Source organism: Enterobacter sp. UNJFSC 003 (genome assembly GCF_036903355.1).
Taxonomy (GTDB): domain Bacteria; phylum Pseudomonadota; class Gammaproteobacteria; order Enterobacterales; family Enterobacteriaceae; genus Enterobacter.
Genome location: NZ_JBAKHK010000001.1, coordinates 914,475 through 935,608 on the forward strand (window position 1 = coordinate 914,475; position 21,134 = coordinate 935,608).

General features: G+C 50.3%; 22 protein-coding genes and 1 pseudogene. 14 read left to right on the forward strand and 9 right to left on the reverse strand.

Translation table 11 applies throughout. The features are described 5' to 3' along the window. Positions 1-78: 78 nt before the first annotated feature. Positions 79-492: a histone-like nucleoid-structuring protein H-NS gene (gene hns / locus V5P19_RS04245; RefSeq protein WP_008502781.1), complete on the reverse strand. Its 414-nt coding sequence runs from the start codon at positions 490-492 to the stop codon at positions 79-81. A gap of 548 nt (positions 493-1,040) precedes the next feature. On the opposite strand from hns, the gene tdk reads away from it, so the two are divergent. Then, positions 1,041-1,655: a thymidine kinase gene (tdk, locus tag V5P19_RS04250; protein ID WP_334400426.1), complete on the forward strand. Its 615-nt coding sequence runs from the start codon at positions 1,041-1,043 to the stop codon at positions 1,653-1,655. Positions 1,656-1,730: 75 nt separating this feature from the next. Here the strand turns inward: tdk and adhE are convergent, their stop codons facing one another. Next, positions 1,731-4,409 carry a bifunctional acetaldehyde-CoA/alcohol dehydrogenase gene (adhE, locus tag V5P19_RS04255; RefSeq protein WP_334400428.1) on the reverse strand — a complete coding sequence of 893 codons (2,679 nt, stop codon included), beginning with the start codon at positions 4,407-4,409 and terminating at the stop codon, positions 1,731-1,733. A gap of 478 nt (positions 4,410-4,887) precedes the next feature. On the opposite strand from adhE, the gene V5P19_RS04260 reads away from it, so the two are divergent. The 7 genes from V5P19_RS04260 to V5P19_RS04290 all read left to right on the forward strand — a co-directional run bounded on the left by V5P19_RS04260 (position 4,888) and on the right by V5P19_RS04290 (position 12,778). Then, on the forward strand, positions 4,888-5,535 hold the full coding sequence (locus tag V5P19_RS04260; RefSeq protein WP_334400430.1) for a YchE family NAAT transporter: 648 nt from the start codon (positions 4,888-4,890) through the stop codon (positions 5,533-5,535). A gap of 774 nt (positions 5,536-6,309) precedes the next feature. Then, positions 6,310-7,941: an oligopeptide ABC transporter substrate-binding protein OppA gene (oppA, locus tag V5P19_RS04265; protein ID WP_334400432.1), complete on the forward strand. Its 1,632-nt coding sequence runs from the start codon at positions 6,310-6,312 to the stop codon at positions 7,939-7,941. A gap of 84 nt (positions 7,942-8,025) precedes the next feature. Continuing rightward, positions 8,026-8,946 (forward strand): oligopeptide ABC transporter permease OppB, encoded by a 921-nt coding sequence (gene oppB / locus V5P19_RS04270; RefSeq protein ID WP_334400434.1) that lies wholly within the window; start codon positions 8,026-8,028, stop codon positions 8,944-8,946. A gap of 14 nt (positions 8,947-8,960) precedes the next feature. Then, positions 8,961-9,869, forward strand: a complete 909-nt coding sequence (oppC, locus tag V5P19_RS04275) for an oligopeptide ABC transporter permease OppC (RefSeq protein WP_334400436.1) — start codon at positions 8,961-8,963, stop codon at positions 9,867-9,869. 11 nt (positions 9,870-9,880) lie between these two features. Further along, a complete protein-coding gene (locus V5P19_RS04280) occupies positions 9,881-10,894 on the forward strand; it encodes an ABC transporter ATP-binding protein (RefSeq protein WP_334400438.1) in 1,014 nt (337 codons plus the stop codon). Beyond that, on the forward strand, positions 10,891-11,895 hold the full coding sequence (gene oppF, locus V5P19_RS04285; protein WP_334400440.1) for a murein tripeptide/oligopeptide ABC transporter ATP-binding protein OppF: 1,005 nt from the start codon (positions 10,891-10,893) through the stop codon (positions 11,893-11,895). Before V5P19_RS04280 ends, oppF begins: the two co-directional genes overlap by 4 nt. 46 nt (positions 11,896-11,941) lie before the next feature. Further along, on the forward strand, positions 11,942-12,778 hold the full coding sequence (locus tag V5P19_RS04290; protein WP_334400442.1) for an ion transporter: 837 nt from the start codon (positions 11,942-11,944) through the stop codon (positions 12,776-12,778). A 31-nt stretch (positions 12,779-12,809) separates the two neighbouring features. Here the strand turns inward: V5P19_RS04290 and V5P19_RS04295 are convergent, their stop codons facing one another. Both V5P19_RS04295 and cls read right to left on the reverse strand, forming a co-directional pair. After that, a complete protein-coding gene (locus V5P19_RS04295; protein WP_003856748.1) occupies positions 12,810-13,139 on the reverse strand; it encodes an HI1450 family dsDNA-mimic protein in 330 nt (109 codons plus the stop codon). Between the two features lie 33 nt (positions 13,140-13,172). Beyond that, positions 13,173-14,633, reverse strand: coding sequence for a cardiolipin synthase (gene cls / locus V5P19_RS04300; RefSeq protein ID WP_334400444.1), 1,461 nt, complete (start codon positions 14,631-14,633; stop codon positions 13,173-13,175). Positions 14,634-14,776: 143 nt separating this feature from the next. Here cls and V5P19_RS04305 point away from each other — a divergent pair, with 143 nt between their 5' ends. From V5P19_RS04305 to leuE, 4 genes are all read left to right on the forward strand, one after another. Beyond that, positions 14,777-14,950, forward strand: coding sequence for a YciY family protein (locus V5P19_RS04305; RefSeq protein ID WP_017384232.1), 174 nt, complete (start codon positions 14,777-14,779; stop codon positions 14,948-14,950). Positions 14,951-15,068: 118 nt separating this feature from the next. Continuing rightward, positions 15,069-15,197, forward strand: coding sequence for a KPN_01571 family protein (locus tag V5P19_RS24715; protein ID WP_369077401.1), 129 nt, complete (start codon positions 15,069-15,071; stop codon positions 15,195-15,197). Between the two features lie 12 nt (positions 15,198-15,209). Continuing rightward, entirely contained in the window at positions 15,210-15,620 is a 411-nt protein-coding gene (locus V5P19_RS04310; RefSeq protein ID WP_334400446.1) for an Exc2 family lipoprotein, read from the forward strand. 69 nt (positions 15,621-15,689) lie between these two features. After that, on the forward strand, positions 15,690-16,325 hold the full coding sequence (gene leuE, locus V5P19_RS04315) for a leucine efflux protein LeuE (protein WP_334400448.1): 636 nt from the start codon (positions 15,690-15,692) through the stop codon (positions 16,323-16,325). A 32-nt stretch (positions 16,326-16,357) separates the two neighbouring features. On the opposite strand, the gene V5P19_RS04320 is transcribed toward leuE, so the two are convergent. After that, positions 16,358-16,654 (reverse strand): YciI family protein, encoded by a 297-nt coding sequence (locus V5P19_RS04320; RefSeq protein ID WP_334400450.1) that lies wholly within the window; start codon positions 16,652-16,654, stop codon positions 16,358-16,360. A gap of 221 nt (positions 16,655-16,875) precedes the next feature. Between V5P19_RS04320 and tonB the strand changes: the two genes are divergently transcribed. After that, positions 16,876-17,598 (forward strand): TonB system transport protein TonB, encoded by a 723-nt coding sequence (gene tonB, locus V5P19_RS04325; RefSeq protein WP_334401144.1) that lies wholly within the window; start codon positions 16,876-16,878, stop codon positions 17,596-17,598. A gap of 38 nt (positions 17,599-17,636) precedes the next feature. On the opposite strand, the gene yciA is transcribed toward tonB, so the two are convergent. From yciA to V5P19_RS04345, 4 genes and pseudogenes are all read right to left on the reverse strand, one after another. Next, entirely contained in the window at positions 17,637-18,032 is a 396-nt protein-coding gene (gene yciA, locus V5P19_RS04330; protein ID WP_334400452.1) for an acyl-CoA thioester hydrolase YciA, read from the reverse strand. 104 nt (positions 18,033-18,136) lie between these two features. Then, entirely contained in the window at positions 18,137-18,676 is a 540-nt protein-coding gene (locus V5P19_RS04335; protein WP_334400454.1) for a septation protein A, read from the reverse strand. A gap of 54 nt (positions 18,677-18,730) precedes the next feature. Further along, entirely contained in the window at positions 18,731-19,474 is a 744-nt protein-coding gene (locus V5P19_RS04340; protein ID WP_334400456.1) for a YciC family protein, read from the reverse strand. 25 nt (positions 19,475-19,499) lie between these two features. Next, positions 19,500-19,580, reverse strand: a pseudogene (locus tag V5P19_RS04345) (YkgJ family cysteine cluster protein); the annotation flags it as partial. Between the two features lie 238 nt (positions 19,581-19,818). Here V5P19_RS04345 and ompW point away from each other — a divergent pair. Then, on the forward strand, positions 19,819-20,451 hold the full coding sequence (gene ompW, locus V5P19_RS04350) for an outer membrane protein OmpW (protein WP_334400458.1): 633 nt from the start codon (positions 19,819-19,821) through the stop codon (positions 20,449-20,451). The last annotated feature ends 683 nt before the right edge of the window (positions 20,452-21,134 follow it).

Genomic DNA, 21,134 nt, shown 5'->3' on the forward strand with positions numbered 1-21,134 from the left:
AGTGTAAGAGGATGTTTGACGTGAATAGCAGAAACAAAAAATCCCGCATTATGCGGGATTTTTCAGAATGCGTTCGGATTAATCCTTGATCAGGAAGTCATCCAGCTGTTTACCTTGCTCATCCATGGCTTTCTTGATAACAGCAGGAGTACGACCCTGGCCAGTCCAGGTTTTAGTTTCGCCGTTCTCATCAACATAGCTATATTTAGCAGGACGAGCAGCGCGTTTTGCTTTGGTGCCGGTTTTTGCTGCAGCCATGCTGTTCAGCAATTCGTTTGGATCGATACCATCTGCAATCAGCATTTCGCGGTATTGCTGCAGTTTACGAGTACGCTCTTCGATTTCAGCGGCAGCAGCGCTTTCTTCTTCGCGACGTTCATTAACCACAACTTCTAATTTTTCCAGCATTTCTTCCAGCGTTTCGAGGGTGCATTCTCTTGCCTGCGCACGAAGAGTACGGATGTTGTTCAGAATTTTAAGTGCTTCGCTCATTGTAGTAATCTCAAACTTATAATGGGGGGATGGTTTGTTGACCTAATAATAGAGCGATAAATTGAGTTGTGCAATAGGTGGGAATGTAAGGAATTCAAAAAATACTAAATAATGGGCGCTATTATTAATTACGCTAACTTAAATTTCATCGCCTAACTGAGGCATGTGTTATGACGTAAACCGCTACGACCCGTTTGGTTGCATCTTTTTTGTGACATTTACCCCAAGGATTATAGTTGCGGGTGATAAATATCAGCCTTTTGTATTAGTTTACCCGGGCAATCTGAAGGCAGAAATAGTTAATAAATAGTGAATTTTAATGAACGTCGATTCCAGTATAAAAAGAAGTGTTATGTTTAGCTGAATCGCTACATATAAGATGAGCTAAATGCCTTTACCTCCTGTTTTAACGCATTATTTTTGTTAACTCCCCGCTGCTATCGCCCCATTGAACCGCAGAGTCTGTGCGGTGTATCGCTGATAACCAGACAAAATATGGTACAATGATTCATTGGGAATATTACACATTGAACAAGGTTTAAGGGCCAATGGCACAACTTTATTTCTACTATTCGGCAATGAATGCCGGAAAATCCACGGCGCTTCTTCAATCCTCCTACAATTATCAGGAACGAGGTATGCGTACCGTTGTGTACACGGCAGAAATCGACGATCGCTTTGGTGCGGGCAAGGTGAGTTCAAGGATAGGTCTCTCGTCGCCTGCAAGGCTTTATAATCCAGAAACCGACCTGTTGCAGGATATCCGCACTGAACATGCTTTACAGCCGATTCATTGCGTTCTGGTAGACGAAAGCCAGTTCCTGACGCGTGAGCAGGTTCATGCGCTTTCTGATGTCGTTGACGAGCTGGATATTCCCGTCCTGTGTTATGGGCTGCGTACGGATTTTCGTGGCGAATTATTTCCCGGAAGCCAGTATTTGCTTGCCTGGTCCGATAAACTGGTTGAACTGAAAACGATCTGCTTTTGCGGTCGCAAAGCCAGCATGGTGCTTCGCCTCGATCAGGCCGGGAAACCGTATGCTGATGGCGAGCAGGTTGTGATAGGTGGCAATGAACGTTATGTGTCGGTCTGTCGTAAGCATTATAAGGAAGCGCTGATTGTAGGTTCTCTCACAGCGATTCAGGACGAGAATCGGCAGTGATGTCTTCCTGATGTATTACTCGGCTCTATAGACATAAAAAAACCCGCCAAAGGCGGGTTTTTTACGGGCTGTCAATTAAGCGTTTTTCTTGGCTTTCTTGTCAACTTTGATGACAGGTGCTTCTGGTTTCACAGCAACAATGTCATTTTCTTTGAACTCGCGTCCGTAGTAAGTATCCAGCAGAATCTGTTTCAGCTCGGAGATCAGCGGGTAGCGTGGGTTAGCACCGGTGCACTGGTCATCAAACGCATCTTCCGACAGCTTGTCAACGTGTGCGAGGAAGTCCGCTTCCTGAACGCCAGCTTCGCGGATAGATTTAGGAATACCCAGCTCAGCTTTGATGCTGTCCAGCCATGCCAGCAGTTTCTCAATCTTCGCAGCAGTACGGTCGCCCGGTGCGCTCAGACCCAGGTGGTCTGCAATTTCAGCGTAACGACGACGAGCCTGAGGACGGTCGTACTGGCTGAATGCAGTCTGCTTGGTTGGGTTATCGTTAGCGTTATAACGGATAACGTTGCTGATCAACAGGGCGTTCGCCAGACCGTGAGGAATGTGGAACTGAGAACCCAGTTTGTGTGCCATAGAGTGGCAAACACCCAAGAAGGCGTTGGCAAACGCGATACCGGCGATGGTTGCTGCACTGTGAACACGCTCACGCGCTACCGGGTTTTTAGACCCTTCGTTGTAAGACGCTGGCAGGTTTTCTTTCAGCAGTTTCAGCGCCTGCAGTGCCTGGCCATCAGAGAACTCAGAAGCCAGTACGGAAACATAAGCTTCCAGGGCGTGAGTCACTGCATCAAGACCACCGAATGCACACAGTGATTTCGGCATATCCATAACCAAGTTGGCATCAACGATAGCCATGTCTGGCGTCAGCGCATAGTCAGCCAGCGGGTATTTCTGACCTGTTGCGTCATCAGTCACAACCGCAAACGGTGTAACTTCTGAACCCGTACCGGAGGTCGTGGTAACCGCGATCATTTTCGCTTTTACGCCCATTTTCGGGAACTTGTAGATACGTTTACGGATATCCATAAAGCGCAGCGCCAGTTCTTCGAAGTGCGTTTCTGGATGTTCGTACATGACCCACATGATTTTCGCGGCGTCCATTGGGGAACCGCCACCCAGCGCAATGATCACATCTGGTTTGAAGGAGTTCGCCAGTTCAGCACCTTTACGCACGACGCTCAGTGTTGGGTCAGCTTCAACTTCAAAGAAGACTTCCGTTTCGACGCCAGACGCTTTCAGAACTGAGGTAATCTGGTCAGCATAGCCGTTGTTAAACAAGAAACGGTCAGTCACGATGAGCGCACGTTTGTGGCCATCAGTAATCACTTCATCCAGCGCGATTGGCAGGGAGCCACGGCGGAAGTAGATAGATTTCGGAAGTTTGTGCCACAACATGTTTTCAGCTCGCTTAGCAACGGTTTTCTTGTTGATCAGGTGTTTTGGACCAACGTTTTCAGAGATGGAGTTACCACCCCAGGAACCACAACCCAGAGTCAGGGAAGGTGCGAGTTTAAAGTTGTACAGGTCACCGATACCACCCTGAGATGCTGGGGTGTTAATCAGGATACGTGCGGTTTTCATCATCTGACCGAAGTGAGCAACACGTTCTGGCTGGTTGTCCTGGTCGGTGTATAGGCAAGACGTGTGACCAATACCACCCATTGCAACGAGCTTCTCTGCTTTCTGTACTGCGTCGTCAAAATCTTTAGCGCGGTACATAGCCAGAGTAGGGGACAGTTTTTCGTGTGCGAACGGTTCGCTTTCGTCGACAACTTTCACTTCACCGATCAGGATTTTGGTGGTTGCCGGAACGGTAAAGCCTGCGAGCTCAGCAATTTTGTATGCTGGCTGACCCACGATGGCGGCGTTCAGCGCGCCATTTTTCAGGATGATGTCCTGAACGGCTTTCAGCTCTTTACCCTGCAGCATGTAGCCGCCGTGGCTGGCGAAACGTTCGCGAACAGCATCGTATACGGAATCAACAACCACAACAGACTGTTCAGACGCACAGATTACGCCGTTATCGAAGGTCTTAGACATCAGGACAGATGCAACAGCACGTTTGATGTCTGCAGTTTCATCGATAACAACAGGGGTGTTACCTGCGCCAACGCCGATTGCAGGTTTACCTGAGCTGTATGCAGCTTTAACCATACCAGGACCACCGGTCGCCAGAATCAGGTTAATATCCGGGTGGTGCATCAGCGCGTTGGACAGTTCAACAGACGGCTGGTCGATCCAGCCGATAAGGTCTTTAGGTGCACCCGCAGCAATGGCAGCCTGCAGGACGATGTCTGCCGCTTTGTTCGTCGCATCTTTAGCACGTGGGTGCGGGGAGAAGATGATGGCGTTACGGGTCTTCAGGCTGATCAGGGATTTGAAGATAGCGGTAGATGTTGGGTTGGTAGTCGGAACGATACCGCAAATAATGCCGATTGGTTCAGCAATAGTAATAGTACCGAACGTGTCGTCTTCAGACAGCACGCCACAGGTTTTCTCATCTTTATAGGCGTTGTAGATATACTCAGAAGCAAAGTGGTTTTTGATCACTTTATCTTCGACGATACCCATGCCGGATTCGGCAACGGCCATTTTAGCGAGAGGGATTCGAGCATCTGCAGCAGCCAGAGCGGCCGCGCGGAAGATTTTATCAACCTGTTCTTGGGTGAAGTTGGCATATTCACGCTGGGCTTTTTTCACGCGCTCGACGAGGGCGTTCAGTTCAGCGATATTAGTAACAGCCATAATGCTCTCCTGATAATGTTTAAACTCTATTAGTAAACCAGCGCTCGATACGAGAGACAGTATAGTCAGAGCCGTTAGTCCTTGCGTAACACACAATAAAACAAAGGGTTACTTTTGCTCTAACGCACTAATTTACTAAAAGAGCCTTAACTTAGCATCATCCCTTTTTGATAGGTGATCTATCTTGGGGTGTAATCAAGATTACTCACTTCTGAGTACGAAAATCATGATCTGCGTCAATTTTTACCGAAGCTGATACCTTTCAGCAGGGTTATTTTGTAAGATTATTCCACTGTTAAATAATTACGTAACTATTGGAAGCTGCTCTGTCATAGATTCTACAATTGTTTAACATCATGAAATGATACCCTTTTGATGCAGATTTCTGGTGAAGAATGCAGATAAAAAGCGTATCTTCAGCGCGATTTTATCCTGATATTCTGTCAGTTTCCGGCCATGCTCATTAGCGGAGCTAAATGTGATCCAAACGCTCTTTGATTTCCCTACATATTTCAAGTTTTTTATTGGTTTGTTTGCGCTGGTAAACCCGGTAGGGATTATCCCTGTCTTCATTAGTATGACCAGCTATCAAACGGCAGCAGCCAGAAATAAAACAAACCTGACGGCCAACATGTCTGTTGCCATCATTCTGCTGACATCACTATTTTTGGGTGATGGCATTCTGCAGGTATTTGGTATTTCGATCGATTCATTCCGTATCGCGGGTGGGATCCTGGTGGTTACCATAGCGATGTCGATGATCAGCGGTAAGCTGGGTGAAGATAAACAGAATAAGCAGGAAAAGTCAGAAACCGCGGTTCGTGAGAGTATCGGCGTGGTTCCGTTGGCATTACCTTTGATGGCCGGCCCCGGTGCAATCAGTTCGACCATTGTATGGGGAACGCGCTATCACAGTCTGATGCACCTCATCGGTTTTTCCGTGGCCATTGCCCTTTTTGCGCTTTGTTGCTGGGGCGTATTCCGCATGGCTCCCTTGCTGGTGCGTCTGCTGGGGCAGACCGGCATCAACGTCATTACCCGTATCATGGGCCTGTTATTGATGGCGCTGGGTATTGAATTTATCGTTACCGGCATTAAGAGTATTTTCCCCGGATTATTGCACTGACCATTTCATATGAAAGAGCGGAGCCAATGGCTCCGTTTTTTTTACGTGATTATCAGCAAATCATATAAATAAAGTTGAAATGTGAACATGTCATAATAAATTCTACTAATAATAGCCTTCTCTTTATTTTCAAAAGGTTACTCATTCCGCCGTTGCCCGCCTGCACATAAATCCTGCGATCGCTCTGTTATTTTACTCACATGATACTCTGGGGCTTGCTGAGAGATAACCGAAATGATATTAGTAATTTCAACGCTCCCTTAGAGGAATGTGCTAAATAATAACCAATTGTTAAATTTTCGTACAAAAACAGTCGATGATAGCGCAGCGACGCGCTTGTAGAGAAATAATTCTCTATCGTATTGAATGTCATGGTTTTTTACTGGCATTTGATGTCTGGCAGGGCTGCCCCCAAAGTAACGGTCACCACCGTAAAAGAGAATTGCTTAACAAATTTGCAAAATGTATTGGCGCGAGTTAGCACCATTTGGTACTTTCCGGCCTTATATTTTGCAGCATAAAACAAGTAGATGAGAATTATTTTCATATAGTTCTCTTCTCACATATCCAGCACGGATCTCAAACAGGGGAGGTCTGTGAAGAATCGACGCAAGACGGCCATACGAGCGGTCAGTAATAAAAAAAGTCGGTGATAGCAAGCAGTAAAAGAAGAACCTGGCAGCAGCAAAAAAAACTCCTGCGCTGTACAGGCCCCAACAGGGGATTACACAGCTGGCGAAGGCCAGTAATTATAATGAGTGGAGTACCAACACAATGTCCATCATCACAAAAAAAAATCTGGTAGCGGCGGGGATTTTAACTGCGCTAATCGCGGGTAACGCTGCAATGGCTGCGGACGTTCCTGCAGGTGTTCAACTGGCTGAGAAGCAGACGCTGGTCCGTAATAACGGTGCGGAAGTTCAGTCTCTGGATCCGCACAAAATTGAAGGTGTTCCTGAGTCTAACGTTAACCGCGACCTGTTCGAAGGCTTGTTGGTCACTGATGTAGACGGCCACCCGGCACCGGGTGTGGCTGAGAAATGGGAAAATAAAGATTTTAAAGTCTGGACCTTCCATCTGCGTAAAGATGCAAAATGGTCCGACGGTACTCCGGTCACCGCCGAAGATTTCGTTTATAGCTGGCAGCGCCTGGCGAATCCAAATACCGCCTCTCCGTATGCGAGCTACCTGCAATATGGCCACATCGCCAACATTGATGACATCATCGCAGGCAAAAAACCCATTACCGACCTGGGCGTGAAAGCGATCGATGCCAATACTTTTGAAGTGACGTTGAGCGAACCTGTTCCGTACTTCTATAAGCTCCTGGTTCACCCGTCTGTTTCTCCTGTTCCAAAATCCGCCGTGGAAAAATTTGGCGAGAAATGGACTCAGCCTGCCAATATTGTGACCAACGGTGCCTATAAGCTGAAAGACTGGGTGGTCAACGAACGTATGGTTCTGGAGCGTAACCCGCAGTATTGGGATAACGCGAAAACCGTGATTAACCAGGTGACCTACCTGCCAATCTCTTCCGAAGTGACAGACGTTAACCGCTACCGCAGCGGTGAAATCGACATGACCTATAACAACATGCCGATTGAACTGTTCCAGAAGCTGAAAAAAGAGATCCCGAAAGAAGTTCACGTCGATCCGTATCTGTGCACCTATTACTACGAAATCAACAACCAGAAAGCACCGTTCACCGACGTACGAGTCCGTACGGCGCTGAAGCTGGCACTGGATCGCGATATCATTGTGAACAAAGTGAAAAACCAGGGCGATCTGCCAGCATACAGCTATACCCCTCCATACACCGATGGTGCAAAACTGACTGCGCCAGAGTGGTTCAAAGAGACACAGGAGCAGCGTAACGCAGAAGCGAAAAAACTGCTGGCTGAAGCAGGCTACACGGCTGATAAGCCGCTGACGTTCAGCCTGTTATACAACACCTCTGACTTACACAAAAAACTGGCCATCGCCGTCGCCTCGATCTGGAAAAAGAACCTGGGCGCAAACGTGAAGCTGGAGAACCAGGAGTGGAAGACGTTCCTCGACAGCCGTCATCAGGGTACCTTTGATGTCGCGCGTGCTGGCTGGTGTGCGGACTACAACGAACCGACCTCCTTCCTGAACACCATGCTGAGCGACAGCTCAAACAACACCGCTCACTATAAGAGCCCGGCATTTGACAAGCTGATTGGCGACACGCTGAAAGCCACTGACGAAGCACAGCGTACTGAACTGTACTCTAAAGCTGAACAGCAGCTGGATAAAGATTCCGCGATCGTTCCGGTCTACTACTACGTTAACGCCCGTCTGGTGAAACCGTGGGTAGGTGGCTATACCGGTAAAGACCCGATGGATAATATCTACGTTAAAAACTTGTATATTATCAAGCACTAATGGCAATGAGTGGGGCGGGTTAGTTCGCCCCACGGTGTCTAACCAACATCATATTATATAGGCACACGCCAGAAGGTACGGGCAATGTTGAAATTTATCCTACGTCGCTGTCTTGAAGCGATTCCAACGCTATTTATTCTAATTACGATTTCCTTCTTCATGATGCGTCTTGCACCGGGAAGTCCATTTACCGGTGAACGTACGCTACCGCCAGAAGTTATGGCTAACATCGAAGCGAAATACCATTTAAACGATCCAATCTCCACCCAGTACTTCAACTATTTGAAGCAGCTGGCACACGGCGATTTTGGTCCGTCATTCAAATATAAAGACTATTCCGTTAATGACCTGGTGGCGTCCAGCTTCCCGGTATCGGCTAAATTAGGTGCTGCGGCATTCCTCCTGGCCGTCATTCTCGGAGTCACTGCCGGTGTTATCGCCGCCTTAAAACAAAATACCAAATGGGATTATGCCGTAATGGGGGTCGCAATGACCGGGGTGGTTATACCCAGTTTCGTTGTGGCGCCATTGCTGGTGATGATATTTGCCATCACGCTGAAATGGTTGCCAGGGGGCGGCTGGAACGGCGGGGCATTGAAGTTCATGATTCTGCCGATGGTCGCACTCTCTCTGGCGTACATCGCCAGTATCGCGCGTATCACCCGTGGTTCAATGATTGAAGTCCTGCACTCAAACTTCATTCGTACCGCGCGCGCGAAAGGGCTACCGATGCGTCGTATTATCATCCGTCACGCCCTTAAACCGGCGCTCCTCCCCGTGCTGTCGTATCTGGGCCCGGCCTTCGTTGGGATTATTACGGGTTCAATGGTTATTGAAACCATCTACGGCCTGCCGGGTATTGGTCAGCTGTTCGTTAACGGCGCGCTCAACCGCGACTACTCGCTGGTACTGAGTCTGACGATCCTCGTTGGCGCCTTGACGATACTCTTTAACGCCGTGGTCGATGTGCTTTATGCCGTTATTGACCCGAAAATCCGCTACTAACACTGGAGCACGCCATGATGTTGAGTAAGAAAAACAGCGAGGCGCTGGAAAACTTCAGTGAAAAACTGGAAGTAGAAGGTCGTAGCCTCTGGCAGGATGCGCGTCGTCGCTTTATGCATAACCGTGCGGCCGTCGCCAGCCTGATTGTTCTGGTGTTTATCGCGCTGTTTGTGACCCTGGCACCGATGCTGTCGCAATTTACCTATTTCGACACCGACTGGGGCATGATGTCCAGCGCACCGGATATGGTGTCCGGACACTATTTTGGTACCGACTCCTCTGGCCGTGACCTGCTGGTTCGCGTGGCCATTGGTGGGCGTATCTCGCTGATGGTGGGTATTGCTGCGGCGCTGGTAGCGGTAATTCTGGGCACGTTGTACGGTTCACTTTCTGGCTATCTGGGCGGCAAAGTTGACTCCGTAATGATGCGTCTGCTGGAGATCCTCAACTCCTTCCCGTTCATGTTCTTCGTTATCCTGCTGGTCACCTTCTTTGGTCAGAACATCCTGTTGATCTTCGTGGCCATCGGGATGGTGTCCTGGCTGGATATGGCGCGTATTGTGCGCGGTCAAACGCTGAGCCTTAAGCGCAAAGAGTTTATCGAAGCGGCACAGGTTGGTGGTGTGTCTACCCGCAACATCGTCGTCCGCCATATTGTGCCTAACGTGCTGGGCGTAGTGGTGGTGTATGCCTCCCTGCTGGTGCCAAGCATGATCCTGTTTGAATCCTTCCTGAGCTTCCTGGGCCTTGGGACGCAAGAGCCGCTGAGCAGCTGGGGCGCACTTTTGAGTGATGGCGCAAACTCCATGGAAGTCTCCCCGTGGTTGCTGTTGTATCCGGCGGGCTTCCTGGTCGTGACGCTGTTTTGTTTCAACTTTATCGGCGATGGCCTGCGTGATGCCCTCGACCCGAAAGACCGTTAAGGAGCGCCGTCATGACAATTATTGAAACGGCAACTGCGCCGCAGGGGCAACAGCAGGGCAATATTCTGCTGGATGTTAAAGACCTCCGCGTGACCTTTAAAACCCCGGATGGGGATGTGACCGCCGTAAACGATCTTAACTTCAATCTTCGTGCCGGTGAAACACTGGGGATTGTCGGTGAATCCGGTTCCGGGAAATCACAAACAGCATTTGCGCTGATGGGACTGTTGGCATCAAACGGTGTTATAGGCGGCTCCGCGAAATTCAACGGCCGTGAAATCCTCAATCTGCCTGAGCACGAGCTTAACAAGCTGCGTGCAGAGCAGATTTCGATGATTTTCCAGGATCCGATGACCTCGCTTAACCCGTACATGCGCGTCGGCGAACAGCTGATGGAAGTGCTTATGCTGCATAAAGGCTTGGGTAAAGCCGAAGCCTTCGAAGAGTCCATCAAAATGCTGGATGCGGTTAAAATGCCGGAAGCGCGAAAGCGCATGCGCATGTATCCGCACGAGTTCTCTGGCGGTATGCGTCAGCGCGTGATGATTGCAATGGCGCTACTGTGTCGGCCAAAACTGCTGATTGCCGATGAACCCACAACTGCACTGGACGTGACCGTACAGGCGCAGATCATGACGCTCCTGAACGAGCTTAAGCGTGAGTTCAACACGGCGATCATCATGATCACCCATGACCTGGGCGTGGTGGCCGGTATCTGTAACAAAGTGCTGGTGATGTACGCGGGCCGCACCATGGAATACGGCCATTCGCGTGACGTTTTCTACCATCCTGCACACCCGTATTCTATCGGCCTGCTGAATGCTGTACCGCGCCTTGATGCTGAAGGCGAGTCTCTTCTGACGATCCCAGGCAACCCGCCGAACCTGCTGCGTCTGCCGAAGGGCTGTCCGTTCCAGCCTCGTTGCCCGCATGCGATGGAGATCTGCAACAGCGCGCCGCCGCTGGAAGAGTTTGCACCAGGCCGTCTGCGCGCCTGCTTTAAGCCGCAGGAGGAGCTGGTATGAACGCAATAGATGAAAAACGTAACGTGCTGCTCGAAATTGCCGACCTGAAGGTGCATTTCGACATTAAAGACGGTAAACAGTGGTTCTGGCAGCCGCCAAAGACCCTGAAAGCGGTGGATGGCGTTACCCTTCGTCTTTATGAAGGTGAAACCCTGGGCGTAGTGGGTGAGTCTGGCTGCGGTAAATCCACGTTTGCGCGAGCGATTATCGGCCTGGTGAAAGCCACCGACGGCAAAGTGGCCTGGCTGGGTAAAGATCTCCTGGGCATGAAGCCAGACGAGTGGCGTGAGGTGCGCAGCGATATCCAGATGATTTTCCAGGATCCGCTGGCATCATTAAACCCGCGCATGACCATCGGTGAGATCATCGCCGAGCCGCTGCGGACCTACCATCCGAAGATGTCGCGTCAGGAAGTGCGCGATCGCGTAAAGGCGATGATGATGAAAGTGGGGCTCTTGCCTAACCTCATCAACCGCTACCCGCATGAATTCTCCGGGGGGCAGTGTCAGCGTATTGGTATTGCGCGTGCGTTAATCCTTGAGCCGAAGCTGATCATCTGTGATGAACCGGTTTCTGCTTTGGACGTGTCCATTCAGGCGCAGGTGGTCAACCTGCTGCAGAAATTGCAGCGTGAGATGGGTCTGTCGCTGATCTTCATTGCGCACGATCTGGCCGTGGTTAAACACATTTCTGACCGCGTACTGGTGATGTATTTGGGCCATGCGGTGGAGCTGGGCACCTATGATGAGGTATACCACAACCCGCAGCACCCCTACACCAAAGCGCTGATGTCGGCGGTGCCTATTCCCGATCCCGACCTGGAAAAGAATAAAACTATCCAGCTGCTGGAAGGGGAATTACCGTCACCGATTAACCCGCCTTCTGGCTGCGTTTTCCGAACGCGGTGCCCGATGGCCGGGCCGGAATGTGCGAAAACACGACCGGTTCTGGAGGGCAGTTTCCGTCATGCGGTTTCCTGCCTTAAAGTAGACCCGTTATAATCGCAAGGGCTGACATGATGTCAGCCCTTATTTTTGCGAGGTTACTGTGTCGCGTTTATTCACGTCAGCCCGTCAGCGGCTCTATCAATTTTTATTCGATCCTGAAACGGTATCCGGCCGTCGCGTCGAAGGACTGTGCGGGCTTTTTGCGCTGCTTAGCGTCATTGTCATCTTTGTCGAATCCGGTGCCGGGACGCAATATCACCTGACCTTTGATGAATGGCACGTGTTTGTCTGGCTGGAACTGATTGTCACCCTGGTTTTTACACTTGAATATGTGCTGAGGGTCATCTGCTGGCCCAACCCGGCAAAATATGTTTTCAGCTTCTGGGGATTTATTGATTTAGCCACTATCCTGCCGCTATACGTGATGTTGTTGTGGCCGGAAATCAGCCTTAGCTATGTTTTTGCCTGGCGCGCAATGCGTGCTATTCGCGTATTACGTATTCTGAAACTCCTGCGATTTATGCCGTCGCTGAGGGTTTTCTGGGTGGCGATAGTGAGCGCGCGTCACCAGCTTATTCTTTTCTATTCGTTTATCGCTATTGTGATGATTGTCTTTGGCACGCTGATGTATTTAATCGAAGGGCCAAAATATGGTTTCTCGACGCTCAATGCCTCCGTGTATTGGGCCATTGTGACCGTCACGACGGTGGGCTATGGCGATATCACGCCGCATACACCGCTGGGGCGTATTGTTGCTTCGGTACTTATTCTGATTGGTTATTCGGTGATAGCGATCCCGACAGGACTGATCACCACCCATATGAGCAGTGCATTTCAGAATCGTAAACAGCAGCGAAAATGTCCCCACTGTCATCAGGGGGAACATGAACATAGCGCGAGATTCTGTAACCGCTGCGGAAGTGAATTGCCGGACTAAATAAAAAAGGCTGCGAACGCAGCCTTTTTTATTATTCGCGCCAGAGAATGTGGCACAGCTTATGGTCTTTCTCACGACAGAGCAGGACGCGTGCGAAGATATCATTAATTTCGCCGCCATCTTCATCTGCCAGCCCAATCACAACTTCGGCAAAGAAATCAGGATTGAGATCGAAGTCCACATGTTCTGCCCAGTCTTCCGCAGGGTCGAACAGCTCGGCACCGCCGCGCTCTTCGAACTGCAGATTGAAGAGGATCACGTCGGCGGGATCGAGGTTATCAACCGCCAGTTCGAGAAAAATGTCATAGGCCTGTTCGAGCGTTTCGTCTTCGGTCAGGCGATTGTTCAGATCCATTTCCATGATGACTACCTGTTAAACATCGTTGGGCACGTTTTACAGCAACGGACTAAAGAAGTAAAACAGTCGTTCGGTAATTCGCTGCCAGAGGGGACGCTTCCCCCACAGTCTGGCGTCCAGCAGGCGCGAACGGGAAATATAATCGTCCTGCACCGCGGCCAGATCGCCACCAAACCCGGCGTCATCGATCACCAGCGTGATTTCAAAATTAAGCCATAGGCTGCGCATATCCAGATTGACGGTGCCCACCAGGCTTAGCTCACCGTCGACCAGCACGCTCTTGGTGTGCAGCAATCCACCTTCAAACTGATAAATTTTTACACCTGCAGCCAGCAGTTCGCTGAAGAATGCGCGGCTGGCCCAGCCCACCAGAAGCGAATCGTTCTTGCGCGGCATGATGATGCTAACGTCTACGCCACGCTGTGCGGCGGTACAGATCGCATGAAGCAGGTCATCGCTGGGAACGAAGTAGGGCGTGGTCATGATCAAATATTCACGCGCTGAGTAAGCGGCCGTCAGCAGCGCCTGATGGATCAAGTCTTCCGGGAAACCCGGTCCGGACGCGATGGTATGGATGGTATGCCCGCTAGCCTCTTCAAACGGCATAATATTACCGTCCGGCGGCGGCGGGAGGATACGTTTACCGGTCTCTATCTCCCAGTCGCAGGAATAGACGATCCCCATAGAGGTGGCAATGGGGCCCTCCATTCGTGCCATCAGGTCAACCCATTGTCCGACTCCCGAATCCTGCTTGAAGAAGCGCGGGTCAACCATATTCATGCTGCCGGTATAGGCAATATAGTTATCGATCATGATCATTTTACGGTGCTGACGAAGGTCCATGCGGCGTAAAAACACACGCAACAGATTGACCTTCAACGCCTCAACCACTTCGATACCGGCATTACGCATCATGCCAGCCCAGGGGCTACGGAAAAACGCCACGCTTCCTGCTGAGTCCAGCATCAGGCGGCAGTGAATGCCCCTGCGCGCGGCTGCCATCAGCGATTCTGCGACCTGGTCAGCCATCCCGCCGGGTTGCCAGATATAGAACACCATCTCGATATTATGGCGAGCCAGCTGGATATCGCGGATCAGCGCCTGCATCACGTCATCCGTAGAGGTCAGTAGCTGGAGCTGATTACCCTTGACGCCGCCAATGCCCTGACGGCGCTCGCACAGTTTAAACAGCGAGTCGGCTACGCTGCTGTTCTCCTCGGCAAAGATATGTTTGCAGGCCTTAAGATCGTTAAGCCATTTTGCGGTAGAGGGCCACATGGCGCGGGCGCGCTCGGCGCGTCGCTTACCCAGATGCAATTCACCGAAAGAGAGATAGGCGATAATACCCACCAGCGGCAGAATATAGATTATTAAAAGCCAGGCCATGGCAGAGGGTACGGCTCTGCGCTTCATCAGGATGCGTAACGTCACACCCGCGATTAACAGCCAGTATCCCAGAATGACCAGCCAACTCACCACGGTGTAGAAGGTTGTCATAGGTAAAAAATCCTTTTGAAAGCGTATTGTTATGAGTGTACGCATCAGGAATCATCTGGCAAATAAAAACGCCAGATAAAAGCGCTGGTTTGCCGCTGGGTTGGGTTTATAATGGCATTTCTGATAAAGAAAGAGTTGTGAGCATGAAGCGCAGTAGAACAGAAGTAGGGCGCTGGCGTATGTTGCGACAGGTGAGTCGTCGTAAGGCTCGTTGGCTGGAAGCACAATCCCGCCGCAATATGCGTATACACGCCATCAGGAAATGCGGATTGAACAGACACCGTAACGCGTTACTGTTCGCGGTCCAGGATATCTGATAACGCTCAGGGCACCGTTCAGGTGCCCAGTGTTTTTATGACTATCATTTTTCGCAGTCTCTTCAGCATCCATTCCGCGATAGAATGCTCCCTCCTGACGATATGAATTTTAATCAAAATGAATCCTTACCTCTGGGTATTTGTTGTGCTTTTAGCGCTGGATGCGCTCAGGGAAAATGTAGGACTGTCGTCATTATCCGCGTTGGCTGAGTATTTGCTCAACGGGTTAAAACAGTGGTTTTTTTAAAAGGAATTAAAGATGAATGGAAAAGCGTTGGCTGCGATCCTGGCGATCGCGGTTTTAAGTGGTTGCACCAGTAGCAAAACCTCACCAGAAAGACATGCCTATTATTTCGTGTCGCATAAATCCAACTTTATCGGCGGGAACTACACCTCAAGCGTACCCCAAAATTATAGGCTGAATGTTCCACAGTTCCGCGAGCTGTATGCCCAAGGGAAAAGCGATCGTGCAGCAGGCCGCACCCCGGCTGAAGCCAGTGAATATGCACAAAGTATTCGCGATCAGCTGAAGAAAGAGGCCAATACGAACCAGTCCTTCTCCGGTAATGCGAACGACAAATGGTCTTCAAGTATGGATCCGAGCGACGCCATTTTGTTTGGCAACGAACTGGCCGCGACTTATCTTGACGGCTATAACGGCGTACAATAGCGCGACTCATTTTTGGGATACCGTTATTGCGGCGGTATTCCCGATGTTTTATAGCAAAAGGAGGGAGACGTGTTTGCGGAGTTTGGTGTACTGAATTTCTGGACCTATGTCGTCGGGGCATTTTTTATCGTGTTAGTCCCCGGGCCGAATACCTTGTTTGTGCTGAAAACCGGCATTGGCCATGGTGTTAAAAAAGGTTACCTGGCCGCAACCGGTGTGTTTATCGGTGATGCGGTTCTGATGTTTCTGGCCTGGGCGGGTGTCGCCGCATTGATTCAGACCACGCCTGTTTTGTTTAATATTGTTCGCTACCTTGGCGCCTTCTATCTGCTGTGGCTGGGGGGGAAAATGCTCTGGTCGATCGTCACCCGTCAGAGCAAGGGCCATGAAAGTGGAGCCGAGCCTGCCAGCACGATCATGAAGCGCTCGCTGGTGTTGAGCCTGACGAACCCAAAAGCGATTCTGTTCTACGTTTCGTTCTTCGTGCAGTTTATTGACGTGCATGCAGAAAATACGGGCACCTCTTTCCTGATACTCGCCACCACGCTCGAGCTGATTAGCTTTATGTACATGAGCTTCCTCATCTTCTCTGGCGCGTTTGTTACGCGTTACCTGAAAACGAAAAAGAAACTGGCAAAGTTGGGGAATGGGCTGATAGGGCTATTGTTTGTGGGATTTGCAGCAAGGCTAGCAACGCTGCATTGATTGAAGAAAGGCTCCTGAGGGAGCCTTTTTCATCAGAACACTTTCTTATACGGTCGAACGGTTACTTTGGCGTAAACACCCGCAGCCACGTAAGGGTCTGCATCGGCCCAGGCTGTCGCCGCTTCCAGGGATTCAAACTCAGCAATCACCGTCGAACCTGAAAAACCGGCAGCGCCGGGATCGTTGCTGTCCACCGCAGGCATTGGGCCAGCGGTCAGCAATCGTCCTTCATCCTGCAACAGCTGCAAACGAGCCAGATGGGCAGGGCGTACAGAAAGGCGTTTTTCCAGGGAGTCGGCCACATCTTCAGAATAGAGTACATAAAGCACGGTGAAGCTCCTTAACCGTTAAAAGTGCCGTTTACGTTATGTGAAAGCACAAATGACTGCAATGTAAAGATAGCAACATTGTTAATGCCCTGATCTCAATGCGCCTTTTTTGGCCTCTCTGACGCTTTAATTGCGCCAGAACAAAGTGTCTTATTGAATATGATTGCTATTTGCATTTAAAATCAGGGTTCGGTTTTTTAACGTTGATAATTATGACTTCGATGACCCTTGATTCACCTCGCCGCTTTCCCTGGCCGACGCTGCTTTCTGTCGTTATTCACGGTGCTGTCGTGGCGGGTTTGCTCTATACATCGGTTCATCAGGTTATTGAAATGCCAGCGCCCGCGCAGCCGATTTCGGTGACCATGGTCTCGCCGGCAGATCTTGAGCCGCCGCAGGTTGTGCCTCCACCGCCAGAACCCGTCGCTGAGCCCGAGCCAGAACCGGAGCCGATTCCGGAGCCGCCAAAAGAGGCGCCGGTGGTGATCCACAAACCGGAACCAAAACCAAAGCCGAAGCCTAAGCCAAAACCGGTGAAGAAGGTCGAGGAACGTCCGAAGCGTGAAGTGCGTCCGGTTGAACCGAGCGCCACAAAGCCGGTGGAAAACGCAGCGCCTTCGCGTCCGGTAATGAATAACGCGGCGACGGCCGTAAAACCGACGGTGACTGCGCCAGCGGGGCCTCGCGCTATCAGCCGGAACCAGCCTACATATCCCGCGCGTGCACAGGCACTGCGTATTGAAGGGCGTGTAAAGGTGAAATTCGACGTCACGCCTGAGGGACGCGTGGAGAACGTAGAAGTTCTCTCGGCGCAGCCTTCAAATATGTTTGAGCGCGAAGTGAAAACGGCGATGCGCAGATGGCGTTACGAACCCGGTAAGCCAGGCACCGGGCTGATCGTCAATATTGTCTTCCGCCTTAACGGCGGGGCACAGATGGAATGAAAAAAGCCTCCGAAAGGAGGCTTTTTTATCACTGCAGGTCAGGCCTGAGGTAACTGACGCGGCTTTCCTTCGTTATCCACCGCCACATAGATAAACAACGCTTCCGTTGCTTTATAACGCTGCCCGATAGGTTCAGAAGAGACCTTTTTTACCCATACTTCAATGTTGATGGAAATTGACGTATTGCCGCGCTTCACACAGCGCGCGTAGCAGCACACCACGTCACCCACCGCGACCGGACGCAGGAAGGTCATCCCGTCCACCCGAACGGTTACAACACGTCCATGCGCGATCTCTTTTGCCAGAATTGCACCGCCCATATCCATTTGCGACATTAGCCAGCCGCCAAAAATATCGCCATTGGCATTGGTGTCAGCGGGCATTGCCAGTGTGCGTAAAACCAGTTCGCCCTGAGGGGCGTCATTTTTTGTCATTGTTTTAACTCGTAACTGAAGACTTCAGGCGGGATGCTACTATGATTTTGATTCGGAGAGAATAGACCGGAACGCACGCAAGCTGTACGTCCCGGTTAAAACAGCTAGTGCTTATCATCCTGCGGCATGTGCCGATAGATGTAGACGCCGCTCAGCAGGGTGAAAATGAGCGTCAGCGCCGTCAGGCCGAAGACCTTGAAGTTGACCCAGATGTTCTGAGGCAACCAGAAGGCGATGTAGATATTGGCCAGGCCACACAGGATAAAAAACACCGCCCAGGCGATATTCAGGCGAGACCACACGTCTTGCGGAAGGGTCAGCTCTTTTCCCAGCATGCGCTGGATCAGGGGCTTTTTCATTACCCACTGGCTGATCAGCAACGCACCGGCAAACAGGCCGTAAATGACGGTGACCTTCCATTTAATGAATTCATCATTGTGGAAGAACAAGGTAAGCCCGCCGAACACGGCCACCAGCACGAAAGTGATCAGCGCCATCTTTTCGACTTTGCGATAGCGAACCCAGCTATAAATTAGCACGACAGCGGTTGCGACGATCAAAGCCGTCGTTGCAGCATAAATGTCATAGAGCTTATAAAACGCGAAAAAGACCACGAGCGGTAAAAAATCAAGAAACTGCTTCATTCTGTGATTCCATCTTCTGAATAGGGTTGGGACAAACCTGCCCCAACCTCAGGATTACTGACGAATTAACATATACAGGCGGAACAGATAGACCAGCAGTACCGCTGAAATCAGGTTGCTCAGCGTATTCGCCACCACCGCGCCAACGTTAGGCGTTAATACAGCAAAATTCGGTGCAAACAACAACAGAAGTGTTTTAGCAAGCAACCAGCCAATCACGGCCGGTGCCACCAGACGCATATTAGCCCACGCCAGTCTCATGCTGCTACGCATCGCGGTAAAAATGCCCATTTTGTCCTGCACCACCATGATTGGAGCGAAGGAGAGCACAATGGCCAGCAACACACCCGGAACCACAACCAGCATGATCCCCATCTGCACCAGCAGGGTAGTTAAAAAGATGAGGATAAACAGCTTAGGTAATACTGGCGCGCTGGCGCCAATCGCGCGTAAGGCACTGACGCGATGACCGGCGGAGACCAGCTGAATCATCAGGAGCACCCCGCCTGCCATCACTGCATTACCAATCAGGCCGGAAAACGTCGAGGCAGCGGATGCGCGTAACAGGATTTGTTGCTGCTCTGGCGTCATGTTCTGCACAAGGTCAAATAACCCTACGCTACCTGCAAGGTGGTCGCCCTGGCTCAGGCTTGCAATCTGTTCGTCACTTGGAGAGAACGCGTGACCAAGCACCACCGTGATAAAGGCGCATAGCAACGCGATCAGTAAAAAGGTAATGAACTGATTGCGGAAAAAATTTCCCGTGTCACGGTAGACAGACTTCGCCGTGATAGACATGCACTCTCCTTGAGTATTGCAGGTGTTAATTAGCCGGCAATTGTACACCGGATAACGCCCCCGTGGCAGCATCAAGGCTTGTATGGAAAAGCATATCTTTGTAAAGCAGTGATAATCGACGGTGCAATCGCTTGACCTGTCTCATCGATGAAGCGTTAACGCCGTCTTTAACATTCTCAATAATTGATGTAGAACACCTTAACTCACCGGGTTTAGTCAGCAAAAATTAACTTAGATCAATGAATGTTAACTTACTGGTTTTAATGTGATCTGTGTTAGATCACTTATTACTCATTTGTGAGTATATTCTCATCCGCTATGAAAACCACAACGATGGAGCGGATATGAAAAAATTAGCGGTGGCAGCCCTTATCTTAAGCAGTATCTCTGGCGGCGCGTATGCGCATGAAGCAGGCGAATTCTTTATTCGAGCCGGTTCGGCAACGGTTCGCCCAACTGAAGGTTCAGACAGCGTGCTGGGCATGGGCGGTTTTAACGTCAGCAACAATACCCAGTTAGGTTTAACATTCACCTATATGGCAACGGAAAACATTGGCGTCGAGCTTCTTGCCGCAACGCCCTTCCGTCATCGCGTCGGTTTGGGGCCGACCGGAGACATCGCGACGGTGCATCATCTGCCACCTACGCTGATGGCGCAGTGGTACTTCGGTGATGCCAACAGCAAAGTGCGTCCCTATATTGGTGCTGGCGTTAACTACACGACATTCTTTGATGAGAAATTTAACGATACCGGCAAAGCGGCCGGGCTTACGGATCTCAGTCTAAAGGATTCATGGGGTGTGGCGGGGCAGGTTGGTCTGGATTATCTGATTAACCGCGACTGGTTAATTAACGCCTCTGTCTGGTATATGGATATTGATACCGACGTGCGTTTCAAAGCGGGCGGCGAGCAGCAAAGCATCAGTACTCGCCTGGATCCGTGGGTATTTATGTTCTCTGCCGGTTATCGTTTCTGATACGGATAGACAAACTGGCCGCTTGCGGCCAGTTATGTATTCAAAATGAGGGATAAACAGGCCGCTCGCCTAATTTTATACAGTGTCTGAGCGCTGATTCACCGTCATAGAGATAGCTGAAGGAATCCGTCGTAATGGTATGAAGAAGAATATCGCCATTTGCGAACGGAATAATCTCCGTATCACCTGAACGCTTATGGCCTGCACCCGTCTCAAAATGGCCGGACCATTTCTCCTGGGTATGACCGTAGAGGTGCAAAATAATTTCGACAGGGCCTCTTTCAGGGCAATTAAGCCGTAATACTGTCGACGAAAAATTGAGAGACGAAGCCTGAAAAGGAATGAAAAACGTAACAATCAGTAAAGCTCTAAAAAACATCAACCCGGTAAAACCTTGCTCAAATCAGGCCTTGGATTTTACTTAAGTAAAAAATTTTCGTTTTGCTGTGGATCAATTAGACTTATTTTTCATGATGATATGCATCACTCCTGCCATGCAGCTCCGGCAAAGGGAGGATATATCCACAGTTGTTCTCGTTATTGCTGTAAGGTGGTTGTTCAATACATCTGGCTGGAGGGGATATTCCCGACATCAAATTCGAGTGTCTGGTTTGTTCGGGTAGACAGTTTTATTTTACAACGTTTAACCCGACAATTAACCAACCTCATGGTGCAGTTTGTTC

Excerpts from the sequence above, each read along its gene's own strand:
- hns (WP_008502781.1), bottom strand. The coding sequence starts at position 492 with ATGAGCGAAGCACTTAAAATTCTGAACAACATCCGTACTCTTCGTGCG.
- cls (WP_334400444.1), bottom strand. The coding sequence starts at position 14,633 with ATGACAACCTTCTACACCGTGGTGAGTTGGCTGGTCATTCTGGGATAC.
- V5P19_RS04280 (WP_334400438.1), top strand. The coding sequence starts at position 9,881 with ATGACAATTATTGAAACGGCAACTGCGCCGCAGGGGCAACAGCAGGGC.
- V5P19_RS04340 (WP_334400456.1), bottom strand. The coding sequence starts at position 19,474 with ATGTCTATCACGGCGAAGTCTGTCTACCGTGACACGGGAAATTTTTTC.
- oppF (WP_334400440.1), top strand. The coding sequence starts at position 10,891 with ATGAACGCAATAGATGAAAAACGTAACGTGCTGCTCGAAATTGCCGAC.
- oppB (WP_334400434.1), top strand. The coding sequence starts at position 8,026 with ATGTTGAAATTTATCCTACGTCGCTGTCTTGAAGCGATTCCAACGCTA.
- tdk (WP_334400426.1), top strand. The coding sequence starts at position 1,041 with ATGGCACAACTTTATTTCTACTATTCGGCAATGAATGCCGGAAAATCC.
- oppC (WP_334400436.1), top strand. The coding sequence starts at position 8,961 with ATGATGTTGAGTAAGAAAAACAGCGAGGCGCTGGAAAACTTCAGTGAA.
- V5P19_RS04305 (WP_017384232.1), top strand. The coding sequence starts at position 14,777 with ATGAAGCGCAGTAGAACAGAAGTAGGGCGCTGGCGTATGTTGCGACAG.
- adhE (WP_334400428.1), bottom strand. The coding sequence starts at position 4,409 with ATGGCTGTTACTAATATCGCTGAACTGAACGCCCTCGTCGAGCGCGTG.
- V5P19_RS04335 (WP_334400454.1), bottom strand. The coding sequence starts at position 18,676 with ATGAAGCAGTTTCTTGATTTTTTACCGCTCGTGGTCTTTTTCGCGTTT.
- tonB (WP_334401144.1), top strand. The coding sequence starts at position 16,876 with ATGACCCTTGATTCACCTCGCCGCTTTCCCTGGCCGACGCTGCTTTCT.
- V5P19_RS04310 (WP_334400446.1), top strand. The coding sequence starts at position 15,210 with ATGAATGGAAAAGCGTTGGCTGCGATCCTGGCGATCGCGGTTTTAAGT.
- V5P19_RS04295 (WP_003856748.1), bottom strand. The coding sequence starts at position 13,139 with ATGGAAATGGATCTGAACAATCGCCTGACCGAAGACGAAACGCTCGAA.
- yciA (WP_334400452.1), bottom strand. The coding sequence starts at position 18,032 with ATGACAAAAAATGACGCCCCTCAGGGCGAACTGGTTTTACGCACACTG.
- ompW (WP_334400458.1), top strand. The coding sequence starts at position 19,819 with ATGAAAAAATTAGCGGTGGCAGCCCTTATCTTAAGCAGTATCTCTGGC.
- oppA (WP_334400432.1), top strand. The coding sequence starts at position 6,310 with ATGTCCATCATCACAAAAAAAAATCTGGTAGCGGCGGGGATTTTAACT.
- V5P19_RS24715 (WP_369077401.1), top strand. The coding sequence starts at position 15,069 with ATGAATCCTTACCTCTGGGTATTTGTTGTGCTTTTAGCGCTGGATGCG.